General features: G+C 69.0%; 18 protein-coding genes. 10 read left to right on the top strand and 8 right to left on the bottom strand.

The window, feature by feature from the left end:
- Positions 1 to 12 precede the first annotated feature (12 nt).
- From AC3IF3_RS14995 to AC3IF3_RS14975, 5 genes are all read right to left on the bottom strand, one after another.
- Complete coding sequence (locus AC3IF3_RS14995) at positions 13 to 1,191, bottom strand: malate--CoA ligase subunit beta (protein WP_243967787.1); 1,179 nt, start codon at positions 1,189 to 1,191, stop codon at positions 13 to 15.
- A gap of 299 nt (positions 1,192 to 1,490) precedes the next feature.
- Complete coding sequence (gene fchA, locus AC3IF3_RS14990; RefSeq protein WP_243967788.1) at positions 1,491 to 2,132, bottom strand: methenyltetrahydrofolate cyclohydrolase; 642 nt, start codon at positions 2,130 to 2,132, stop codon at positions 1,491 to 1,493.
- 10 nt (positions 2,133 to 2,142) lie between these two features.
- The gene (locus tag AC3IF3_RS14985) at positions 2,143 to 3,006 is read right to left on the bottom strand and encodes an NADP-dependent methylenetetrahydromethanopterin/methylenetetrahydrofolate dehydrogenase (protein ID WP_489229379.1); all 864 of its coding nucleotides are present in this window, start codon (positions 3,004 to 3,006) and stop codon (positions 2,143 to 2,145) included.
- A gap of 210 nt (positions 3,007 to 3,216) precedes the next feature.
- On the bottom strand, positions 3,217 to 4,161 hold the full coding sequence (locus tag AC3IF3_RS14980; protein WP_489229378.1) for a D-2-hydroxyacid dehydrogenase: 945 nt from the start codon (positions 4,159 to 4,161) through the stop codon (positions 3,217 to 3,219).
- Positions 4,162 to 4,264: 103 nt separating this feature from the next.
- Positions 4,265 to 5,473, bottom strand: coding sequence for an aminotransferase class V-fold PLP-dependent enzyme (locus AC3IF3_RS14975; RefSeq protein WP_243967791.1), 1,209 nt, complete (start codon positions 5,471 to 5,473; stop codon positions 4,265 to 4,267).
- Positions 5,474 to 5,989: 516 nt separating this feature from the next.
- Here AC3IF3_RS14975 and AC3IF3_RS14970 point away from each other — a divergent pair.
- From AC3IF3_RS14970 to rnhB, 3 genes are read left to right on the top strand one after another with little or no spacing between them, the layout of a single operon-like run.
- On the top strand, positions 5,990 to 6,805 hold the full coding sequence (locus tag AC3IF3_RS14970; RefSeq protein ID WP_489216926.1) for a UDP-2,3-diacylglucosamine diphosphatase: 816 nt from the start codon (positions 5,990 to 5,992) through the stop codon (positions 6,803 to 6,805).
- 11 nt (positions 6,806 to 6,816) lie between these two features.
- Positions 6,817 to 7,863, top strand: a complete 1,047-nt coding sequence (locus tag AC3IF3_RS14965; protein ID WP_489231305.1) for a glycosyltransferase family 4 protein — start codon at positions 6,817 to 6,819, stop codon at positions 7,861 to 7,863.
- A gap of 38 nt (positions 7,864 to 7,901) precedes the next feature.
- Positions 7,902 to 8,555 (top strand): ribonuclease HII, encoded by a 654-nt coding sequence (gene rnhB, locus AC3IF3_RS14960; protein WP_489229377.1) that lies wholly within the window; start codon positions 7,902 to 7,904, stop codon positions 8,553 to 8,555.
- 4 nt (positions 8,556 to 8,559) lie between these two features.
- On the opposite strand, the gene AC3IF3_RS14955 is transcribed toward rnhB, so the two are convergent.
- Positions 8,560 to 9,687, bottom strand: a complete 1,128-nt coding sequence (locus AC3IF3_RS14955; RefSeq protein WP_489229376.1) for a PA0069 family radical SAM protein — start codon at positions 9,685 to 9,687, stop codon at positions 8,560 to 8,562.
- 149 nt (positions 9,688 to 9,836) lie between these two features.
- On the opposite strand from AC3IF3_RS14955, the gene AC3IF3_RS14950 reads away from it, so the two are divergent.
- Both AC3IF3_RS14950 and AC3IF3_RS14945 read left to right on the top strand, forming a co-directional pair.
- Positions 9,837 to 10,367, top strand: coding sequence for a glycosyltransferase family protein (locus AC3IF3_RS14950; RefSeq protein WP_243967797.1), 531 nt, complete (start codon positions 9,837 to 9,839; stop codon positions 10,365 to 10,367).
- Positions 10,368 to 10,502: 135 nt separating this feature from the next.
- Complete coding sequence (locus AC3IF3_RS14945; RefSeq protein ID WP_243967798.1) at positions 10,503 to 11,951, top strand: amino acid permease; 1,449 nt, start codon at positions 10,503 to 10,505, stop codon at positions 11,949 to 11,951.
- Between the two features lie 274 nt (positions 11,952 to 12,225).
- On the opposite strand, the gene moaB is transcribed toward AC3IF3_RS14945, so the two are convergent.
- Positions 12,226 to 12,783, bottom strand: a complete 558-nt coding sequence (moaB, locus tag AC3IF3_RS14940; RefSeq protein ID WP_489229375.1) for a molybdenum cofactor biosynthesis protein B — start codon at positions 12,781 to 12,783, stop codon at positions 12,226 to 12,228.
- 699 nt (positions 12,784 to 13,482) lie between these two features.
- Here moaB and AC3IF3_RS14935 point away from each other — a divergent pair.
- The 5 genes from AC3IF3_RS14935 to AC3IF3_RS14915 all read left to right on the top strand — a co-directional run bounded on the left by AC3IF3_RS14935 (position 13,483) and on the right by AC3IF3_RS14915 (position 17,365).
- Positions 13,483 to 14,472, top strand: coding sequence for an aspartate/glutamate racemase family protein (locus tag AC3IF3_RS14935; RefSeq protein ID WP_489229374.1), 990 nt, complete (start codon positions 13,483 to 13,485; stop codon positions 14,470 to 14,472).
- A 109-nt stretch (positions 14,473 to 14,581) separates the two neighbouring features.
- Entirely contained in the window at positions 14,582 to 15,229 is a 648-nt protein-coding gene (gene maiA / locus AC3IF3_RS14930) for a maleylacetoacetate isomerase (protein WP_489229373.1), read from the top strand.
- 148 nt (positions 15,230 to 15,377) lie between these two features.
- On the top strand, positions 15,378 to 16,709 hold the full coding sequence (locus AC3IF3_RS14925) for an NAD(P)/FAD-dependent oxidoreductase (RefSeq protein ID WP_489220344.1): 1,332 nt from the start codon (positions 15,378 to 15,380) through the stop codon (positions 16,707 to 16,709).
- A gap of 36 nt (positions 16,710 to 16,745) precedes the next feature.
- Positions 16,746 to 17,057: an EthD family reductase gene (locus AC3IF3_RS14920; RefSeq protein WP_243967804.1), complete on the top strand. Its 312-nt coding sequence runs from the start codon at positions 16,746 to 16,748 to the stop codon at positions 17,055 to 17,057.
- On the top strand, positions 17,054 to 17,365 hold the full coding sequence (locus AC3IF3_RS14915; protein ID WP_489216916.1) for a hypothetical protein: 312 nt from the start codon (positions 17,054 to 17,056) through the stop codon (positions 17,363 to 17,365). Before AC3IF3_RS14920 ends, AC3IF3_RS14915 begins: the two co-directional genes overlap by 4 nt.
- A 193-nt stretch (positions 17,366 to 17,558) precedes the next feature.
- Here AC3IF3_RS14915 and AC3IF3_RS14910 read toward each other — a convergent pair whose 3' ends face one another.
- A complete protein-coding gene (locus AC3IF3_RS14910) occupies positions 17,559 to 17,798 on the bottom strand; it encodes a pentapeptide MXKDX repeat protein (protein WP_489229372.1) in 240 nt (79 codons plus the stop codon).
- Between the last annotated feature and the right edge of the window lie 15 nt (positions 17,799 to 17,813).

The following is a 17,813-nucleotide window of genomic DNA, read 5'->3' as shown; positions in this document are numbered from 1 at the left end:
CGCGGTCTCCCCTCAATGCTTGGTCTTGGCCGCCGCGCAGGCGTCGACCGCCTTGCGGGCCGCCTCCGACAGCGTGTCGGCGGTGATCAGGTCGAGGCCGCTCTCGGCCAGGATCTTCTTGCCGGCTTCCACGTTCGTGCCGGCGAGCCGCACCACGAGCGGCACGTCGATCTTCACCTCCCGGGCGGCCTGGATGACCCCCTCGGCGACCCAGTCGCAGCGGTTGATGCCGGCGAAGATGTTGACGAGGATCGCCTTGACGTTGCGGTCCGAGAGCACGAGCCGGAAGGCCGTGGCGACCCGCTCAGGCGAGGCGCCGCCGCCGACATCCAGGAAGTTTGCCGGCTCACCGCCCGCGTGCTTGATCATGTCCATGGTGGCCATCGCCAGACCGGCGCCGTTGACGATGCAGCCGATCTCGCCCTCGAGGCCAATGTAGCTGAGGTTGTGCTCGGCGGCCTGGGCCTCGCGCGGGTCGCCCTGCGACGGGTCGTGCATGTCGGCGATGCCGGGCCGGCGGAACAGGGCGTTGTCGTCGAAGCTCATCTTGGCGTCGAGGGCCAGCACCCGGTCGTCCTTGGTGACGACGAGCGGGTTGATCTCCAGCATGGTGCCGTCGCAGTCGCGGAACGCCCGGTAGGCGTTCATGATGGTCTTCACCGCGGCCGAGACCTGCTTGATGTTGAGCCCGAGCTGGAAGGCGATCTCCCGGGCCTGGAACTGCTGCAGGCCGACCGCCGGCTCGACCACGACCTGGATGAGGGAATCGGGTTCGTTGGCGGCGATCTCCTCGATATCCATGCCGCCGCGCTGGCTGGCGATGACCCGCACGCGCTCGGCCTTCCGGTCCAGCACGTAGCCGAGATAGAGCTCGCGCTCGAACGGGTCCGCGGTCTCGACGTAGACTCGCTGCACCGGCTTGCCCTCGGGGCCGGTCTGGTGCGTGACGAGGCGCTTGCCGAGGAGATCCTTGGCGGCGTCGCGGACCTCGTTGTAGGTCCGGCACAGCTTGATCCCGCCGGCCTTGCCGCGGGCGCCGGCGTGGATCTGCGCCTTCACGGCCCAGAACGAGCCGCCGAGCTCGGTGGCGGCGTAGACCGCCTGGTCCGGGCTGAACGCGATGGCGCCCTTCGGGACGGCCACGCCGAAGCTCGCGAGCAGCTCCTTGGCCTGATACTCGTGAACGTCCATTCGGCGCCTCCTCCGCGGTTCGTTGCCGCCGTTGATGCGCTCTACTTTAGTTGAGTGGAAGGATTACGCCCGTCAAATTTTTTGAGATGCCGCTTCACGGGGGCTTTTTCGCAAACGCAACACGGATCGTATTCTATGGTGCGTTGCAGCATACAGAAAAACAACGAGGCCGGGGCGTGATGCACCCGGCCTCGACTGTTGAGTCCGTGATTTGGGCGCATGCGCCGCCGATTGGGCGCTGGCCCTTCGGCACGCGCCCTGCCCTCCCCCCTCTGCGGGGGAGGGCAAGCGCGGCGCTGTCAGTTCACCTTGGCCTTCACCACGCCGTACACTTTCTCGCTGAGTGCGCCAGCCGCCGAGAGCAACTCCTCCAGCTCCGTCAACCGCTCGTCGGCGAAGTCGCGGTCGTCCAGCCCCTTGGCGTTGACGTAGACGTTCAGCGCCGCGCTGCGGAGGCCCGCATAGGCCGAGAGCACCGCCACGCCGGCATCCGACACGACGTTGAGATTGCCCTTCTCGGCGGTGATCGCCGCGAGGTCGATCACCGCCCGGCAGGCCCGGCAGCAGGCGAGCGGCACGTCGCAGGCGGTCTTGAGCGCCGCCTGAATCTTCTCGGCGCGCGCCGCCTTCTCGTCGTCGGTGGCCTTCGGCAGGCCGTAGGCGCCCATGACGGCATCGAAGGCCTGGACGTCCTCGCCGATCATGCCGGTGAGAACGACCCGCAGGCCCTCGGATCGGGCCAGAACGTCCTTCAGCTCGGCCTCGACCTCGACGTACTTCTTCTTGCCGATGGTGAGGTTGCAGACCATCGACACCAGGGCCGCCCCCATGGCGCCGGAGATCGCCGCCGCACCGCCGCCGCCGGGGGTCGGGGCGGCGCTCGCGAGCTCCGCCAGGAACGTTTCGATGCTGTCGGTCTCGGGGCGATGCGTCTCGGTCACCAGCGCCTCCTCAGGCCATCGACTTGGCGAGCGCATAAATCTCCTCGGCATCGAGCACCTGCTCGGTGCTCTCGAAGAGCTGGCCCACGCAGGCCCGGTGCAGCTTGAGCTTCAGGCCGCCGATCCCGAGGGCGCCGAAGGCCTTCTTGCCGTTGCGATCCTTGCCCTTATCCATCACCTCGATGCCGCCGATGCCGGTCGGGGGCTGGGCGTTGTAGTCGGCCACGAACTCGATCGACGGGTCCTGCGCCCAAGCCGCCTCCGGCAGCAGCTCGACGCCGATGGCGCCGGCCGTGAACACGAGGTTGGTGCCCTTCACGAGGGCGACGCGGGAAGACTCGTCGGGGGTGGCGGCGGCCTTCACGTTGACCTTGAAGCGGGTGTTGATCTGATCGGCGGCGGCCTGGGTCTTGTCCAGCGACCGGCCCGCGATCGTCACCTCGGCCCCCTCGCCGGCGAGCAGCGCCGCCGAGCGCATGCCCACCGGGCCAGTGCCCGCCAGCACGACCGCCTTCTTGCCCTGCAGCGAGCCCGCGGCCTTGGCCACCAGCGCCACGCCGGCGGCGGCCGTGGTGTTCGAGCCGTTGGAATCGAGCATCACCGAGACCCGGAACGGGCCGAAGAAGCGCTTCTTGACCGCTTTGAACAGCTCCTCGCCCGCCGCCATGCTGCCGCCGCCGACGAAGATCGCCGTGGACTTCTTCTCGGAGCCGCCCCGGGTGTAGATCGTGCCGTCGACCAGCGCGCCGACATTGTCGGGGGTCACGCCGCCGTAGCCGGCGATGTGGTCGGCGCCGCCGTCATAGCCGACCACCGTGTCGAACACGTTCGGGACCGCATCGGTGTCGAACAGGAACAGCAGTTTTTTTGTCATTTCGTCTTGGACCTTTCCGTCGCGCCTGTGGGGCGCCGTCGCTGATGTTGGTTGGGTCGATGCGAAGACGTAGCTCCTCTCCTCCCCCTTGCGGGGAGGAGCCGGAGGTGGGGGTGGCCCAAGATTGAGCGGAGCGGTGCCGTCTGCACCACCCCCACCCCTGACCCCTCCCCGCAAGGGGGAGGGAAACGCCCGCCGTAAATCTTGAGGTTAAGCCTCGACCACGTTCTGCGGCTTGCCCGCCACGAATGCCTCGACATTGTCGACGAGCTGGTCGGCGAGGATCTGCATCGCCTCCTTGCTGGCCCAGGCGACGTGCGGCGTGACGATCAGGTTCGGCAGGTCGGCCTCGCACAGGATGTTGCCGTCCTTGGGCGGCTCCTGCGCCACCACGTCGAAGCCCGCCCCCGCGATGGTGCCGTCCTTGAGCGCGGCGAGCAAAGCCGCCTCGTCCACCAGCCCGCCCCGGGCCGTGTTGATCAGGATGGCGTTCTTCTTCATCCGCTTCAGCTCGGCGGCGCCGATCAGCCCCTTGGTGTCGGGGGTCAGCGGCACGTGCAGCGTGATCACGTCGGATTGCGTGAGGATCGTTTCGAAATCGACGAGCCCGTCCTGCGGGAACACGTCGTAGGCCAGCACCTTCATGCCCAGCGCCTCGGCGCGCTTGCCGATCGACTTGCCGAGCGCCCCGTAGCCGACGATCCCCAGCGTCGAGCCGGCGATGTCGTAGATCGGGTAGTCGAAGTAGCAGAACTGCTTGGACTTGGCCCAGTCGCCCCGCCGCACCGAGTTGGCGTAGGGCACGATCGCCCGGCGCAGGGCGAACATCAGCCCGACCACGTGCTCCGGCACGGTGTTGAACGCGTAGTTGCGGATGTTGACGACCGTGACCCCTTGAGCCTTCGCCTGGGCCTTGTCGACCACGTCGGTGCCGGTGGCGGCGACCGCGATCAGCTTCAGGTCGGGGAGCTGCTTCAGCGTCTCGGCCCGCATTGGGACCTTGTTGATCAGCGCGATCTCGGCGCCCTGGAGGCGGGACACCGTGTCCTCCGGCGTCCAGGTCGAGTCATGCTCGACGTATTCGTGCGGGAAGTCGAACGGTCGGACCCTGGCATCGAGGGATTCACGGTCCAGGAACACGATCTTCTTGGTCATAGGACCCCTCTCGGACGACGGGCGGTTTCCTCGATAGTCTTGTTCTTACTTGCGCGTCGGGGCGGGCCCGGCAACCCGGTCCCGCCCCGATCACGTGCGCGGCTTACGCCTTATGCAGCGGATTCTCGCGCAGGTAGCTGGACGCGGCGGCGACGCCGGAGCCCGGCGTGACCGTGATGCCGCAATCGAGCATCGCCATCTCGGCGCCCGCGATGGCGCCGAGCAGCGACAGCTCGTTCAGGTCGCCCAGGTGGCCGATGCGGAACACCTTGCCGGCGACTTTCGACAGGCCGGCACCCAGCGAGAGGTTGTAGCGGTCATAGGCGTGGGTGATCACCTTGGCGGCGTCGGCGCCCTCCGGCACCACGATCGCCGTGACCGTGTCGGAGTTCCACTTGGGCTCCTTGGCGCAGGGCTTCAGGCCCCAGGCCGCCACCGCCTGGCGGGTCGCCTCGGCGAGCACGTGATGGCGGTGGTAGATGTTCTCCAGCCCTTCCTCCTTCACGATCGCCAGGGCCTCGCGCAGGCCGTAGAGCAGCGGCAGGACGGGGGTGTAGGGGAAGTAGCCCGTGGCGTTGGCGGCGAGCTGGTCCTTCCAGGCGAAGTAGGCATGGCCGAGCCGGTCGTTGCGGCCGGTGCCGCCCTCGGCGATCTTCAGCGCCTTGGGGCTGATGCAGATCAGGCCGAGACCGGCCGGCAGCATGAAGCCCTTCTGCGAGCCCGCGATGGCGCAGTCGACCTTCCACTCGTCCATCTTGAACGGCAGCGAGCCGATCGACGAGATGCCGTCCACGAACAGCAGCGCCGGGTGTCCGGCGGCGTCGATCGCCTTGCGGACCGCAGCGATGTCGCTGGTGACGCCGGTGGCGGTCTCGTTGTGGACGACCATCACGGCCTTGATGGCGTGGTCCTTGTCGGCCCGGAGCGCCTCCTCGATCTTCTGCGGATCGGCGCCGGTGCCCCACTCCTCCTCCTGAACGACCACGTCGAGGCCGAGGCGCTGGGCCATGTCGACCCAGAGGTGGCTGAACTGGCCGTAGCGCGAGGTCAGCACCTTGTCGCCGCGGCACAGGGTGTTGGACAGAGCCGATTCCCAGATGCCGGTGCCCGAGGACGGGAACAGGATGATGGTCCCGGCGGTCGAGCCGAACACGATCTTGGAATCCTGGAGCAGCGGCTTCACCAGCTCGGGGAAGCTCGGCGAGCGGTGATCCTCCGACGGCACGTGCATGGCGCGCAGCACGCGGTCCGGGATATTGGTCGGACCCGGGATGAAGAGGTGGTTGCGACCGGGGCGCCGGGTTGCGGCCATGATGTTTCCTCCGAAAAATTCGTTGCGCGCGGGCATGGGCCCGCGCCGGGTGGTTCGAGCGTCCTCGGGAGTCGGTCCGGCGCCGGCGGACGCGGCTCCCGCCGCGCATGCCCCAACGCCATCTCCGCCGTAGATCGGGGGGCGCAGCGGAGCGGCAGGCGGCCTCACGCCGCTCGCGTCGCGACACGCCCCCGCGTGCCGGTCGCCTCCGAAATGCCGTCCCGTCCGACGGCCCCAGGGCCGTCCTCGCCGCCTTCCTGTCATGCCCGGCGTGGCTCGCGCCGAGCCGCCGGTTATTTGGCATTATGAGGCGGTGACGCTCGAAAGGAAAACCGGAAAAACTTCCGGAACTTGGCAAAAAAATTTTTTGTGCGCCGCAGCGATGCCGATCTGCGGTTGAGAAGCTTTGCCGCACTGCACCAGAACGCCCGGGGCGCCCGGCCCGGCGCGTCATCAAACTGAGACGTGATCCCGGTCAGGATTCCGGCATCGTTCAGCCCCCGGGAGAGGATTGCCGTGGCCGAGGTTGAGGAGATGCCGGTCCGGGTCCGGACTCTGTTCCTGTCCGATCTGCATCTCGGCACGCGCGGCTGCCAGGCCGGGCTGCTGCTGTCGTTCCTGAAGGATTACGACGCCGACACGATCTACCTCGTGGGTGATATCGTGGACGGCTGGCAGCTGCGTTCCGGCTGGTACTGGCCTCAGGAACACAACGACGTCGTGCAGAAGCTCCTGCGCAAGGTCCGCAAGGGCACGCGCATCGTCTACCTGCCGGGCAACCACGACGAGTTCCTGCGCGACTATGTCGGCACGAATTTCGGCGGGATCGAGCTCGCGGAGACGGCGATCCACGAGGCGGCCGACGGGAAGCGCTACCTCGTGATCCACGGCGACCAGTTCGACATGGTGGTCCGCCACTCGCCCTGGCTCGCCCATCTCGGGGACGGGGCCTACACGCTGGCCCTGACCCTCAACACGCTGATCAACCGGGTGCGGCGCCGCCTCGGCCTATCCTACTGGTCGCTCTCGGCCTGGGCGAAGCTGCGGGTGAAGAACGCGGTGAGCTTCATCGGCCGGTTCGAGACGATCCTGGCCGAGGAGGCGCGGCGGCAGGGGGCCGACGGGGTGATCTGCGGCCATATCCACCATGCGGCCGACCGGCCGATCGGAGACCTGCGCTACCTCAACACCGGCGATTGGGTGGAATCCTGCACCGGGCTGGTGGAGCATTACGACGGCCGCATCGAGGTGCTGCACTATCCGAGCCTGCTGCGCGCGCGTGAGGCGGAGACCGTGCCGCAGGCGGTTCCCGGCCGGCGCGCGGTGGCGTGAGGGCGCCCACCGTGAAGCTCCTGATCGCCAGCGACGCCTGGCATCCGCAGGTCAACGGCGTGGTGCGCTCCCTGGAGCAGATGGTGCGCTGCGCCCCCGAGCACGGGTTCGCCACGGCGTTGCTGTCGGCGGCGGATTTCCCCTCGCTGCCCCTGCCCGGCTATCCGGAGATCCGCCTCGCCCATGCCGGGCGGGAGCGGGTGGCGGCGCATTGGCGGGGGGAGCAGCCGACCCATGTCCACATCGCCACCGAGGGCCCCGTGGGCTACGCGGTGCGGCGGCATTGCCTGGCCAACGGCCTGCCCTTCACCACGAGCTACCACACGCGCTTTCCGGAATACCTCGCCGCCCGTCTGCCCGTCCCGGAGGCGTGGTCCTACGCCTATCTGCGCTGGTTTCACGGGGCCGCCCGCGGCACGATGGTCAGCACCGCCTCGCTCCAGGGCGAATTGGCCGACCGGGGCTTCACCCGGCTGATGCGCTGGACCCGCGGCGTCGATACCGAGCGGTTCCGCCCCGCCGCCCCCGGCGCGACGCCGCCGGCCGAACTCGCCGGCCTGGAGCGGCCGCTGTTCCTGTATGTCGGCCGGCTGGCGGTGGAGAAGAACATCGCGGCCTTCCTGAATCTCGACCTGCCCGGCACCAAGATCGTGGTCGGGGACGGGCCGGACCGGGGACGGCTCCAGGGGCTGGCGCCCGGCGCGCGGTTCCTGGGCACCCGCACCGGCGCCGCGCTCTCGGCCGTCTACGCGGCCTGCGACGTGTTCGTGTTCCCGAGCCTCACCGACACGTTCGGGATCGTGCTCCTGGAGGCCCTGGCCTGCGGCCTGCCGGTGGCGGCCTTCCCGGTGCCGGGCCCGAACGACGTGATCGGGGGTACCCGGGTGGGGGTCCTGAACCAAGACCTGGGGGCCGCCGCACGCGCCGCCCTCGACCTGTCCCGGGCCGAGTGTCGGGCCGAGGCCCTGCGCCGGGGCTGGGACGTCAGCGCGTCCCAGTTCTTCGGCAATATCATCGAGGCCCATGGCGGCGAGCGGCGGACCCGGGACGCGGCCTGACGGGTGACGGCGCCCGCGCGCAATGGCAGGAGGGGGCCATGCCCCCCATCGATACGCCCCCCGTCAGCAGGCCGACCGCCCGGGGCGTGCCCCGCGCCCCGGCGCGGCCGTTCGATCCGGCGCATGCCGCCGCCTATCCCGCGGCGATCGGTTGCGACGAGGTCGGGCGCGGGGCGCTGTGCGGCCCCGTCGTGGCGGCCGCGGTCTGGTTCGATCCGGCGGCGCTCCCGCCGGCGCTGCTCGCAGCCCTCGACGACAGCAAGCGCCTGCCCGAGCCCGAGCGGGACCGGCTGGCGCCGCTGATCCGCGCCCAGGCCCGCGTCGCCGTCGCGGCGGGGTCCCGGGCGCTGATCGACCGCATCAACATCCGCGCCGCGACCCTCGACGCCATGGCGCGCGCGGTCGCCCGCCTCGGGATCCCGGCGCCGGTCCTGGTCGATGGACGGGACGCGCTGCCCGGCTGGCCCGGCCGGGCGGTCGTCGGCGGTGACCGGCTGGTGCCGCAGATCGCCGCCGCCTCGATCGTCGCCAAGGTTTTTCGCGATGCACTGATGCGGCGCCTGGCCGCGCGCCATCCCGGCTACGGCTGGGAGCGCAACGTCGGCTACGGCACCGCCGTCCACCGGGCCGGCCTGACTGCCCTGGGCCGGAGCCCGCACCACCGGCTCAGCTTCACCCGGGGTTTCGGGTGACGCCTCAGAACAGCGCCAGCTGTGCCCCCGGCTTGCGGAACGCCGCCCGGTTCAGCGGCATCCGTCCGAAGGCGAAGCCGAGCCGGGTGCCGGCGAGCCGGACCCGCGCGCCGATCATCTCGGCATAGGCCCCCTCCCCGCGGAAGCGGTGCCCGAAGCGGGGATCGTTCTCGCGGCCGCCCCGGGCCTGGCGCAGCAGCGCGAAGGCGCGGTCCTTCCGCTCCGGGTAATGCTCGACGAACCAATCGGCCATCAGGTCGGCGACTTCGCCCGGGAGCCGCAGCAGGGCATGGCCGATGCGGCTCGCGCCGTGCGCCCGGGCGCGGGCGAGGATCGCCTCGATCTCGTGGTCGGTGAGGCCCGGGATGATCGGCGAGACATTGACCATCACGGGCACCCCCGCTGCGCTCAGGCGCGCCATCGCGGCGAGACGCTTGTCGGGCCGGGGGGCCCGGGGATCGAGGCGGCGGGCGAGGGCCGGATCCAGGGTCGGCAGCGAGAGTGCGACCAGGACGAGATCCTGCGCGGCCATCTCGGCCAGGAGGTCGAGGTCGCGCAGCACGAGGTCGGATTTGGTGGTGATGGCGACGGGATGGCGCGCGTCCCGGAGGACTTCCAGCACCGCCCGGGTGATGCGATGGTCCCGCTCCACCGGCTGATAGGGATCGGTGGCCGTGCCGAGGGCGATCGTGTCCGGACGATACCCCGGCGCCGCGAGTTCCCGGACGAGGAGCCGGGCGGCCTCCGGCTTGGCGAAGATCCGCGACTCGAAATCGAGCCCCGGCGACAGGCCAAGATAGGCATGGGTCGGGCGGGCGTAGCAGTAGATGCAGCCGTGCTCGCAGCCGCGATACGGGTTGATCGACCGGTCGAAGGGGATGTCGGGCGATGTGTTGCGGGCGATGATCCGGGCCGCGCGCTCGGGCGTGACCTCCGTGCGCAGGGGTGCCGGATCGTCGGCCTCCCAGGCCGCCGCCCCATCCGCCTCTCGGAACGCCTCGCGCCGGGCCGCCTCGAAGCGGCTGGCGGGATTGGCCGTCGCCCCGCGTCCGCGCCGCCGGCCCTCCGGCGGCGTGCTGGCGTCGAGTCGCCGGTCGGGGCCGTACTTCGACGCGTCCGCTTGTGCCGCCATGATGAACCCCCTGTTTCACGTGAAACATACCGTGAACACCGAGCGTTTCAGCGCCTGTTTTTAAGGCAAACGTGGCTTGTGCGCGTCTCTCGGTCGCGTCGGTACTTCGAGGCGGCGGGTCAACGGTTTACGGCAGCGCAAAATCGGTTATGCGCGCGCTGATGCTCTCCGCGGTGACCTATCTGGCCAACCCGTCCGATCCGGACGCGATCGATCGCCTCGCCGACACGCTCAGCGTGCTGGTGGCCGGCGTGGCCGGCGGCCTGGTCGGCGACGCCGTGATCGTGGCGGGGCAGGCGAGCGACGCGGTGGCGGCCGTCGCCGAGGCGACCGGCGCGACTCTGATCCTCCACCCGGCCGGCAGCCCCTACACGGCGGGCGCCGCCGCGGCCCGCCGGGACTGGATCCTGTGCCTGGAGGCCGGGGACGTCCCGGCCGAGGGCTGGATCCGCACCCTCGACCGTTTCGTCGGCACCGCCCGGCCGGAGATCGGTCTCGGTCGCCTGCACCGCCCGGCTGCCGGCTGGCGCGGCCGCCTCGTCGGCCGGTTCGAGACCCTGGCCGGTGCCCGGCAGGCCAGGGCCGGCGACGTGGTCCGGCGCGAGGCGTTGCGGAACGGCCCGGTTTTCGCGCAGCGGCTCAAGGTCCGCCCGCTGATCGCGCGTATCGACCGGGCCTGATCGCCTTTATACGACATTCGCTTTGTCCTATAGCGTCGAATGTCCGTGAAACGCCTGGCGCGATGGCAGAAAACTTGCTGAACTGATGGATCTGGCGGGAGGCCTGCCCGGCTGCGCCGTGAAGGGGATGCTGCGATGGATGCGTCGGGCCTGATGGGGCGGAAATCCGTCGATTCCATTATCGAGAGCGGCGAAGGCGAACAGCAACTCTCGAAGACGCTGGGCGCCCTCTCGATCACCGCCATGGGCATCGGGGCGATCATCGGCGCCGGCATCTTCGTCCTGACCGGCACCGCCGCGGCGCATTATGCCGGGCCGGGGATCATGCTGTCCTTCGTGCTCGGCGGCATCGCCTGCACCTTCGTCGGCCTGTGCTACTCCGAGATGGCGGCGCTGATCCCGGTCGCCGGGTCGAGCTACACCTACACCTACGCGACGCTGGGCGAGTTCTTCGCCTGGCTGATCGGCTGGGACCTGATCCTGGAATACGCCATGGGTGCCGCCACGGTGGCGGTGGGCTGGTCGGGCTACGTCACCAGCATCCTGAAGGACGCGGGCCTCGTGATCCCGCCCCAACTCGCCCACGCGCCGGGCACCGCGATCGAGGGCGGCGGCACCGCCCTGTTCAACCTGCCGGCCGTGGTGATCGTGGCGCTGATCACGCTCCTGCTGATGCGCGGCACGAAGGAATCGGCCCGCCTCAACAACATCATGGTGGCGGTGAAGCTCACCGTGGTGGTGGCCTTCATCGCGCTGGGCTGGGGCCATGTCGACACGGCGCATTGGAGCCCGCTGATCCCGCCGAACGAGGGGTCCTTCGGGCAGTTCGGCTACAGCGGCATCCTGCGCGGGGCGGGCGTGGTGTTCTTCGCCTTCATCGGCTTCGACGCGGTCTCCACCGCCGCCCAGGAGGCGAAGAAGCCCCAGAAGGACATGCCCATCGGCATCCTGGGCTCGCTCGCAATCTGCACGATCCTGTACGTGCTGGTGGCCGCCGTGCTCACCGGCCTCGTGCCCTACAAGGACCTGAACGTCCCCGACCCGATCGCCAAGGGCGTCGACGCGATCGGCATCGGCTGGTTCTCGATCCTGATCAAGCTCGGGGCGCTCACCGGCCTGACCACGGTGATCCTGGTGCTGCTCTACGGCCAGAGCCGGATCTTCTTCACCATGGCCCAGGACGGCCTGCTGCCGAAGACCTTCTCGCACGTCCACCCGACCTACCAGACGCCCTACCGCAGCCAGGCGCTCATCGGGGTCGCGGTCGCCCTGGTGGCGGCTCTGGTGCCGATCGACATCCTGGGCGAGATGGTGAGCATCGGCACGCTGGCCGCCTTCATCCTGGTCTGCGGCTCGGTGATCTACCTGCGGCGGACCGACCGGGCCATGAAGCGCCCGTTCCGGGTCCCCGCCGTGCCGGTGGTGCCAATCCTGGGCATCCTGTTCTGCCTGTTGCTGATGATCGGGCTGCCGCTCGACACGTGGCTGCGGCTGGTGATCTGGATGGCGATCGGGCTTGTCGTCTACTTCTTCTACGGCCGCAAACACTCGGTCCTGCGCCGCAAGGAGGGGAATGCCGCGTAGGCGCCTCCAGGACCGGAAGTCGGTCGGACGGCTCCCGATCGCGGAGGCATCGGTTCGCGAAGCAGGACGCGGATCCCCTTCTCCCCTTTGCGGGGGCTCGCGGATCTACGCATCGCGTTCGGCAGCAGGCTTTTGAAACGCCGGGCTATCTTCCCTCGTAGCAAGGGCTACGGACGACACAGGTTTCGACCGTCGCCGTGATCACGCCATGGGCGCAGGAGGCGATGTGTGAAGCCGTCGGCCGCCGCGGGGGAAGCGGAGGCGCAACGCCTCCTCACACCGAAAGACTCGCCCCCCGCCGCAGGTGCTCGTCGAGCCGTGGCATGATCTCCACGAAGTTGCAGGGCCGGTGCCGGTAGTCGAGCTGCTGGGCCAGGATCCCGTCCCAGGCGTCCCGGCAGGCGCCCGGCGAGCCCGGCAGCACGAACACGTAGGTCGCCCGCGCGACCCCCGCGGTGGCGCGGGACTGCAGCGTCGAGGTGCCGATCTTGTCGTAGGAGATTCGGTGGAACACCGCCGAGAAACCGTCCATGCGCTTCTCGAACAGCGGCTCCAGCGCCTCCGGGGTGACGTCGCGGCCGGTGAAGCCGGTGCCGCCGGTGGTGATCACCACGTCGACCCCCGGGTCGCGCAGCCACGCCTCCACCTGCCCGCGGATCGCCGGGATCTCGTCCGGCACGATGGCCCGGCCCGCGAGCCGGTGGCCGGCCTCCGAGAGACGCTGGACCAGCGTGTCGCCGGAGCGGTCGTCCTCCGGGCGGCGGGTGTCCGACACGGTGAGCACCGTGATCGCCAGGGGGATGAAGCGGCGGGTGTCGGTCTGATCGGCCATCGTGAGGACTCTCCGGGACGCGGTCCGATATGGGCCGCAGGCCCCCCGTTGTCGCCCCCCTGACCTGCCGCCTCGGATTCGGGTCCGTCGATGCGGGCGGCTCCGGGATGGGCACCGGCATCCCGAACCGGGCGCACGGCAACGCCGGGATATCATTTTCGGACTGAAACTATTTTTCCAGTATCGACCACGATCATGCGATCACAAAAATGTGATCGCATGCATTGATCAAGAAAGACTCGTCGAACATCGTGCTCGAATCATCCAAGACCGCGCCGGGACTGCCTCGCGCGAGCGCAGTGTGTTCAAGGGTCATGCCAACGCGATCAACATAGTGACGGAGTTATATTGAATCCTGAGACACAAACAGAAATGAAGGGTTTGAAATTCCCTGGCGCGCGGCCATCATGCGCATGCCGCAGCGTCTCCATGCGCTGCGGATCGCCACCGACAGTGCCGATCGGCCGTCATTCGCGCGTCAATACCGGAGCCGAGACCGCCTCCCGGCTTTTCAACACCGACACGACCGAGGTTCTGCGCGCGAATCGAGGCCGGATCGCCGTCGCGCTATTGGAGCTGTCGAGCTAGGGGCGACAGCATTCCAAGCGCGGGCCTCGGTCTCATTCGCGTCCGCTTCCGCGACCCGCACGTCACGCTTCGCCCGGGACCCGACACGCACCGGTCGTCGATGCACCGCACATGTACCCGCGCATCCGAGCGGATTTCGCTTCGGACGCCAGACCATTCGACATGACGCCGAACAGGGGGGAGCGCACGATGACCGTCACCGTGAGGAGGTTGGGCGTCCTAGGTGGCCTGAGCCGGTCTTCGACGATCCGATGTCACCAGATGCTCAATCGCGAGGTGCTGAAACTGACGGGCAACCGCGCTGCCGCGGACCTCGTGACGTGGAGTCTCGATCCGGACACGATCATCCGCCTCCTCTCGGCGGAGGGTCCGCCAACGATCGCCCGTCAGATCGAGGAGGCCACCGCGAACCTTCTTCTCGAAGGCATCGATGGCCTGATGATCGCCAGCGATACCATCCACTGCGCCCTCGAGCAGGACCCGATTCATCTTGCCGTGCCGGTGATCCAGATTCGAGACGCGTTGGCCGACGAACTCCGACGCTGGCCCCTGGAGCGGATCGGTTTCATCGGAACCTCGGTGACGATGAGCAGCGCCTATTACCGCGACCTGATCGCGGGCGCCGAAGGCGTGGATGTGGTGCTGCCCAGTCAGAGCCTATGGGTGAATATCGATTATTCGATCTGCAATCGAATCTACAACGGCGAGAGCACGGTGCTCGAAATCGAAACCTACAATCAGATCATGTCCGAATTCGAGGCACAGAACGTGGACATGATCGTCGTCGCATCGCCGGAGATTGCTCTGGCGTTCAACAAGCCGAAGCCGATTCCGGTGCTGCACACGGTCGAGATCTGTGCCGCGGCGGCGGCGCGATGGTGTGCCGCCGACCGCGACACCGCCCGAGCGACGATACCCTTGTACGACGAAGTTCGGCGCGCGTCGCCGGGATCCGGCAACGCCCCCGCGAGCGACCTGTCGAACATCCGGTTCAAGAAACCCAAGCGGGGCGCTTTTTTCGATCGCCGCAAGGGCAAGGCCGGTGCTTCGTCCCGCGCCTCGAAAGCGTCATCGGGCGGGCAGCGGCCGTCCGGCTCGTAGCGGCGCCCACTTGGGCGGGGCGCCGGCCGTCGCGACTTGCCGCGGACAACGAAGTACGGTGTCCTCGCGCACGTAAGTGTCGAACACATCGCAATTCGGAATCCAGTCCATGCACATGTACGGCAACTGGCGCTCGGCCGCCGCCTTCCGGGTGCGAATCGCCCTCAAGCTGAAGGGCATCCCCTACGAGGAGACCTTCATCGACCTCGACGCGGGCGACCAGCACAAGCCGGAATTCCGGGCGATCAACCCGCAGGGGGCGGTGCCGGCCTTGTTCGACGGCGACGGGCCGCCGCTCACCCAGTCCCTGGCGATCCTCGACTATCTGGAGGAGACGCAGGGTGGCGTGCGCCTGCTGCCGGAGGACCCCCGGGCCCGGGCGCGGGCGCGCTCCCTGGCGCAGGTCGTGGCCTGCGACACGCACCCGCTCTACGTGCCGCGGGTGCGCACCTTCCTGATGGAGCATTACGATCTGCCCCGGGAGCGGATGCTCGACTTCCTGCGCAACGCCTTCGAGACCGGCCTGAAGACCCTCGAAGCGCGGCTGACCCGGGAGCCCGGAACCGGCCGGTTCTGCCAGGGCGACGCGGTCAGCCACGCCGATCTGTGCCTCGTCAGCCTCTGGGTCGGCACTGGCATCTTCGGTGTGGACACCGCGGCCTATCCGACGGTCGGGCGGATCGCCGCGGAATGCCTCGCCCTGCCGGCCGTGGCCGAGGCGCATCCCCTGCGCCAGCCGGGCGCTCCGGGCGCGTGATCCGATCCCGATGCCGGCAACTCCGGCGAGGCGTGCTCGTCAGCGTGCTCTTGCCGTGCTGTTGGCGGGCAGATGTGGCAATCGGACACCCGACCCGTGTAAGCAGGGCGGCGTTCTAATCCCGGTACGGGAGCATTGAAGAGTGGCTATGGCATCGGTCGAGAACGAGTCCGGTCTGCATCGCGTCGTCGTGGTCGGTGGCGGCGCCGCCGGGCTCCAGCTGGTGACGAAGCTCGGCGACAAGCTCGGGCGGGGCAAGCGCGCCCACATCACGCTGGTGGACCGTGCCCGCACGCATATCTGGAAGCCCCTGCTCCACGAGGTGGCGGCCGGCAGCCTCGACGTGGGCCACCACGCGGTGGATTACCTGCACCACGCCCACATGCACGGGTTCCGCTACCGGATCGGCCGCATGACCGGGCTCGACCGGCAGACGCGCACGGTCCAGCTGGCGGCCAGCCACGATTCGGAGGGCCGCGAAGTCACGCCCGAACGGGCGGTGCCCTACGACACGCTCGTGATGGCGGTCGGCTCGACCACCAATGATTTCGGCACCCCGGGCGTCGCCGACCACGCCATCGCCCTGGACACCCAGGATCAGGCGGTACGCTTCCATCAGCGCCTCGTGAACGCGTCCCTGCGGGCCCACACCCAGGCCGGCCCGGTCCGGGCCGGCCAGCTCCACGTCGTGGTGATCGGCGCGGGCGCCACCGGGACCGAGCTCGCCGCCGAGTTGCACCGGACCCTGCGCCACGTGGTCTCGACGGGGCTCGACCGGATCGATCCGGGCAAGGACATCCGCATCACCCTGGTGGAGGCGGCCGAGCGGATCCTGCCGGCGGTGCCGCAGCGGCTCTCGACCGAGGTGATGCAGCTCCTCGACAAGATCGGCGTCGAGGTGCGCGTGAAGGCCCGGGTGACGGAGGTGCGGACGGACGGCGTGCAGCTCGCCGACGGCACCTTCATCCCCTCGGAGCTGGTGGTCTGGGCCGCGGGGGTGAAGGCGCCGCCGTTCCTCCAGGGCATCGGCGGCCTGGAGACCACGCGGACCAACCAGCTCGTGGTCACCCCGACTTTGCAGACGACCCGGGACCCCGACATCTTCGCGCTGGGCGACTGCGCCTACCTGGTCGAGGCCGGCTCGGACACGCCGGTGCCCCCCCGCGCCCAGGCCGCGCACCAGCAGGCGAGCCACCTCGTCGGCCAGATCCAGGCCAAGATCGACGGCAGGCCGCTGAAGCCGTTCCGCTACAAGGATTTCGGCTCGCTGGTGTCGCTCGGCGAGTACTCGACGGTCGGCAGCCTGATGGGCTTCGTGCGCGGCAAGAACATGCTGATCGCCGGCCTCTTCGCCCGGATGATGTACCGCTCGCTCTACAAGATGCATGAGCGGGCGCTGCACGGCACCGCCAAGACGGTGCTCGACACCCTGGCCCGCGCCCTCACCCGGCGCACCGAGCCGCGGGTGAAGCTGCACTGACCCATTCTCGATTCCCCGACAGGAGAGACGACGGCCATGATTCTGGTGAGCGTGATGTACCCCGCCGGCCCGAGCTTCGACATGGGCTACTACCTCGGCCACCATATGCCGCTCGTGCGGCAGCGCTGGTCCTCCCTGGGTCTCCACGACGCGAAAGTGGTCAAGGGCGCCGGTACGCCGGACGGGGGCACCGCCCCGGTCCAGGTCATGGCCCTGCTCACCTTCGAATCGGTCGAGGCCTTCCAGAAGGCCGTGGCGGCCCACGGTGAGGAGATCTTCGCCGACATCCCGAACTTCACGCCGGCCCAGGCCCAGGTGCAGATCAACGACTTCGCGGAACACCCGTGATCGACATCGTCAAGGCGGTTCAGGGGGCCGATCCCAGTCTCGGCACCTACGTGGTCGTGCTGCGGGGCGATTCCCGGGCCCTGGACGGGCCGGAGCGCCTGACCGCGGATGCGCAGGCCTGGATCGGGCAGAACGCCCCGGGCGGCCGTCTGGCCCGGGTGACGGTCCGGCTCGCTCCCTATCCGGGGGCCGAGCCGACCGAGCGCAGCGTGAGCGTGATGGCCTTCGGCAACGCCCGGGAACTGGCGGCCTTCGCCACGACCTGGACCGGTGATCCGCTGCCGGAGGAGGATCCGGAGCGCGCCTGATTTGCGCCTCCGGCCACGGTCGAAACGTGATCGGGGCGGGCGTGCGCAGGACCACGCCCTGAGGGGTACGTCGGCGGGACCCGCATCGCGACGATAAAACGGCGCCGCAGCCGAAAGGGGAAGCGCCCCCTCGGCTCGGCCCGAACGGGCTCGGAAGCCGAAAACGGCCGCCCGTCCTTATTCCGGGTCGCTTCTACTTCTTCATCGTATCCTTGCTCGTGTCATCCTTGCCCATGGTTCCCTGCCCCATGGCATCCTTCTTCATCGAATCCTTATGCATGGCGTCTTTGCCCATCGAATCCTTATGCATCGCGTCCTTGCTCATCGGATCCTTGTGCATGGCATCCTTGCTCATCGACTCGGCGGCGTAGGCAGGAGCCACGACCATTGACGAGGCCAGGACGGCGGCAATCACGCTGAACGGAATGCGCATTTCAGTATCCTCTCG

It is taken from the genome of Methylobacterium sp. J-118, assembly GCF_057836565.1.
This window is presented reverse-complemented; position numbering and strand designations above follow the sequence as displayed.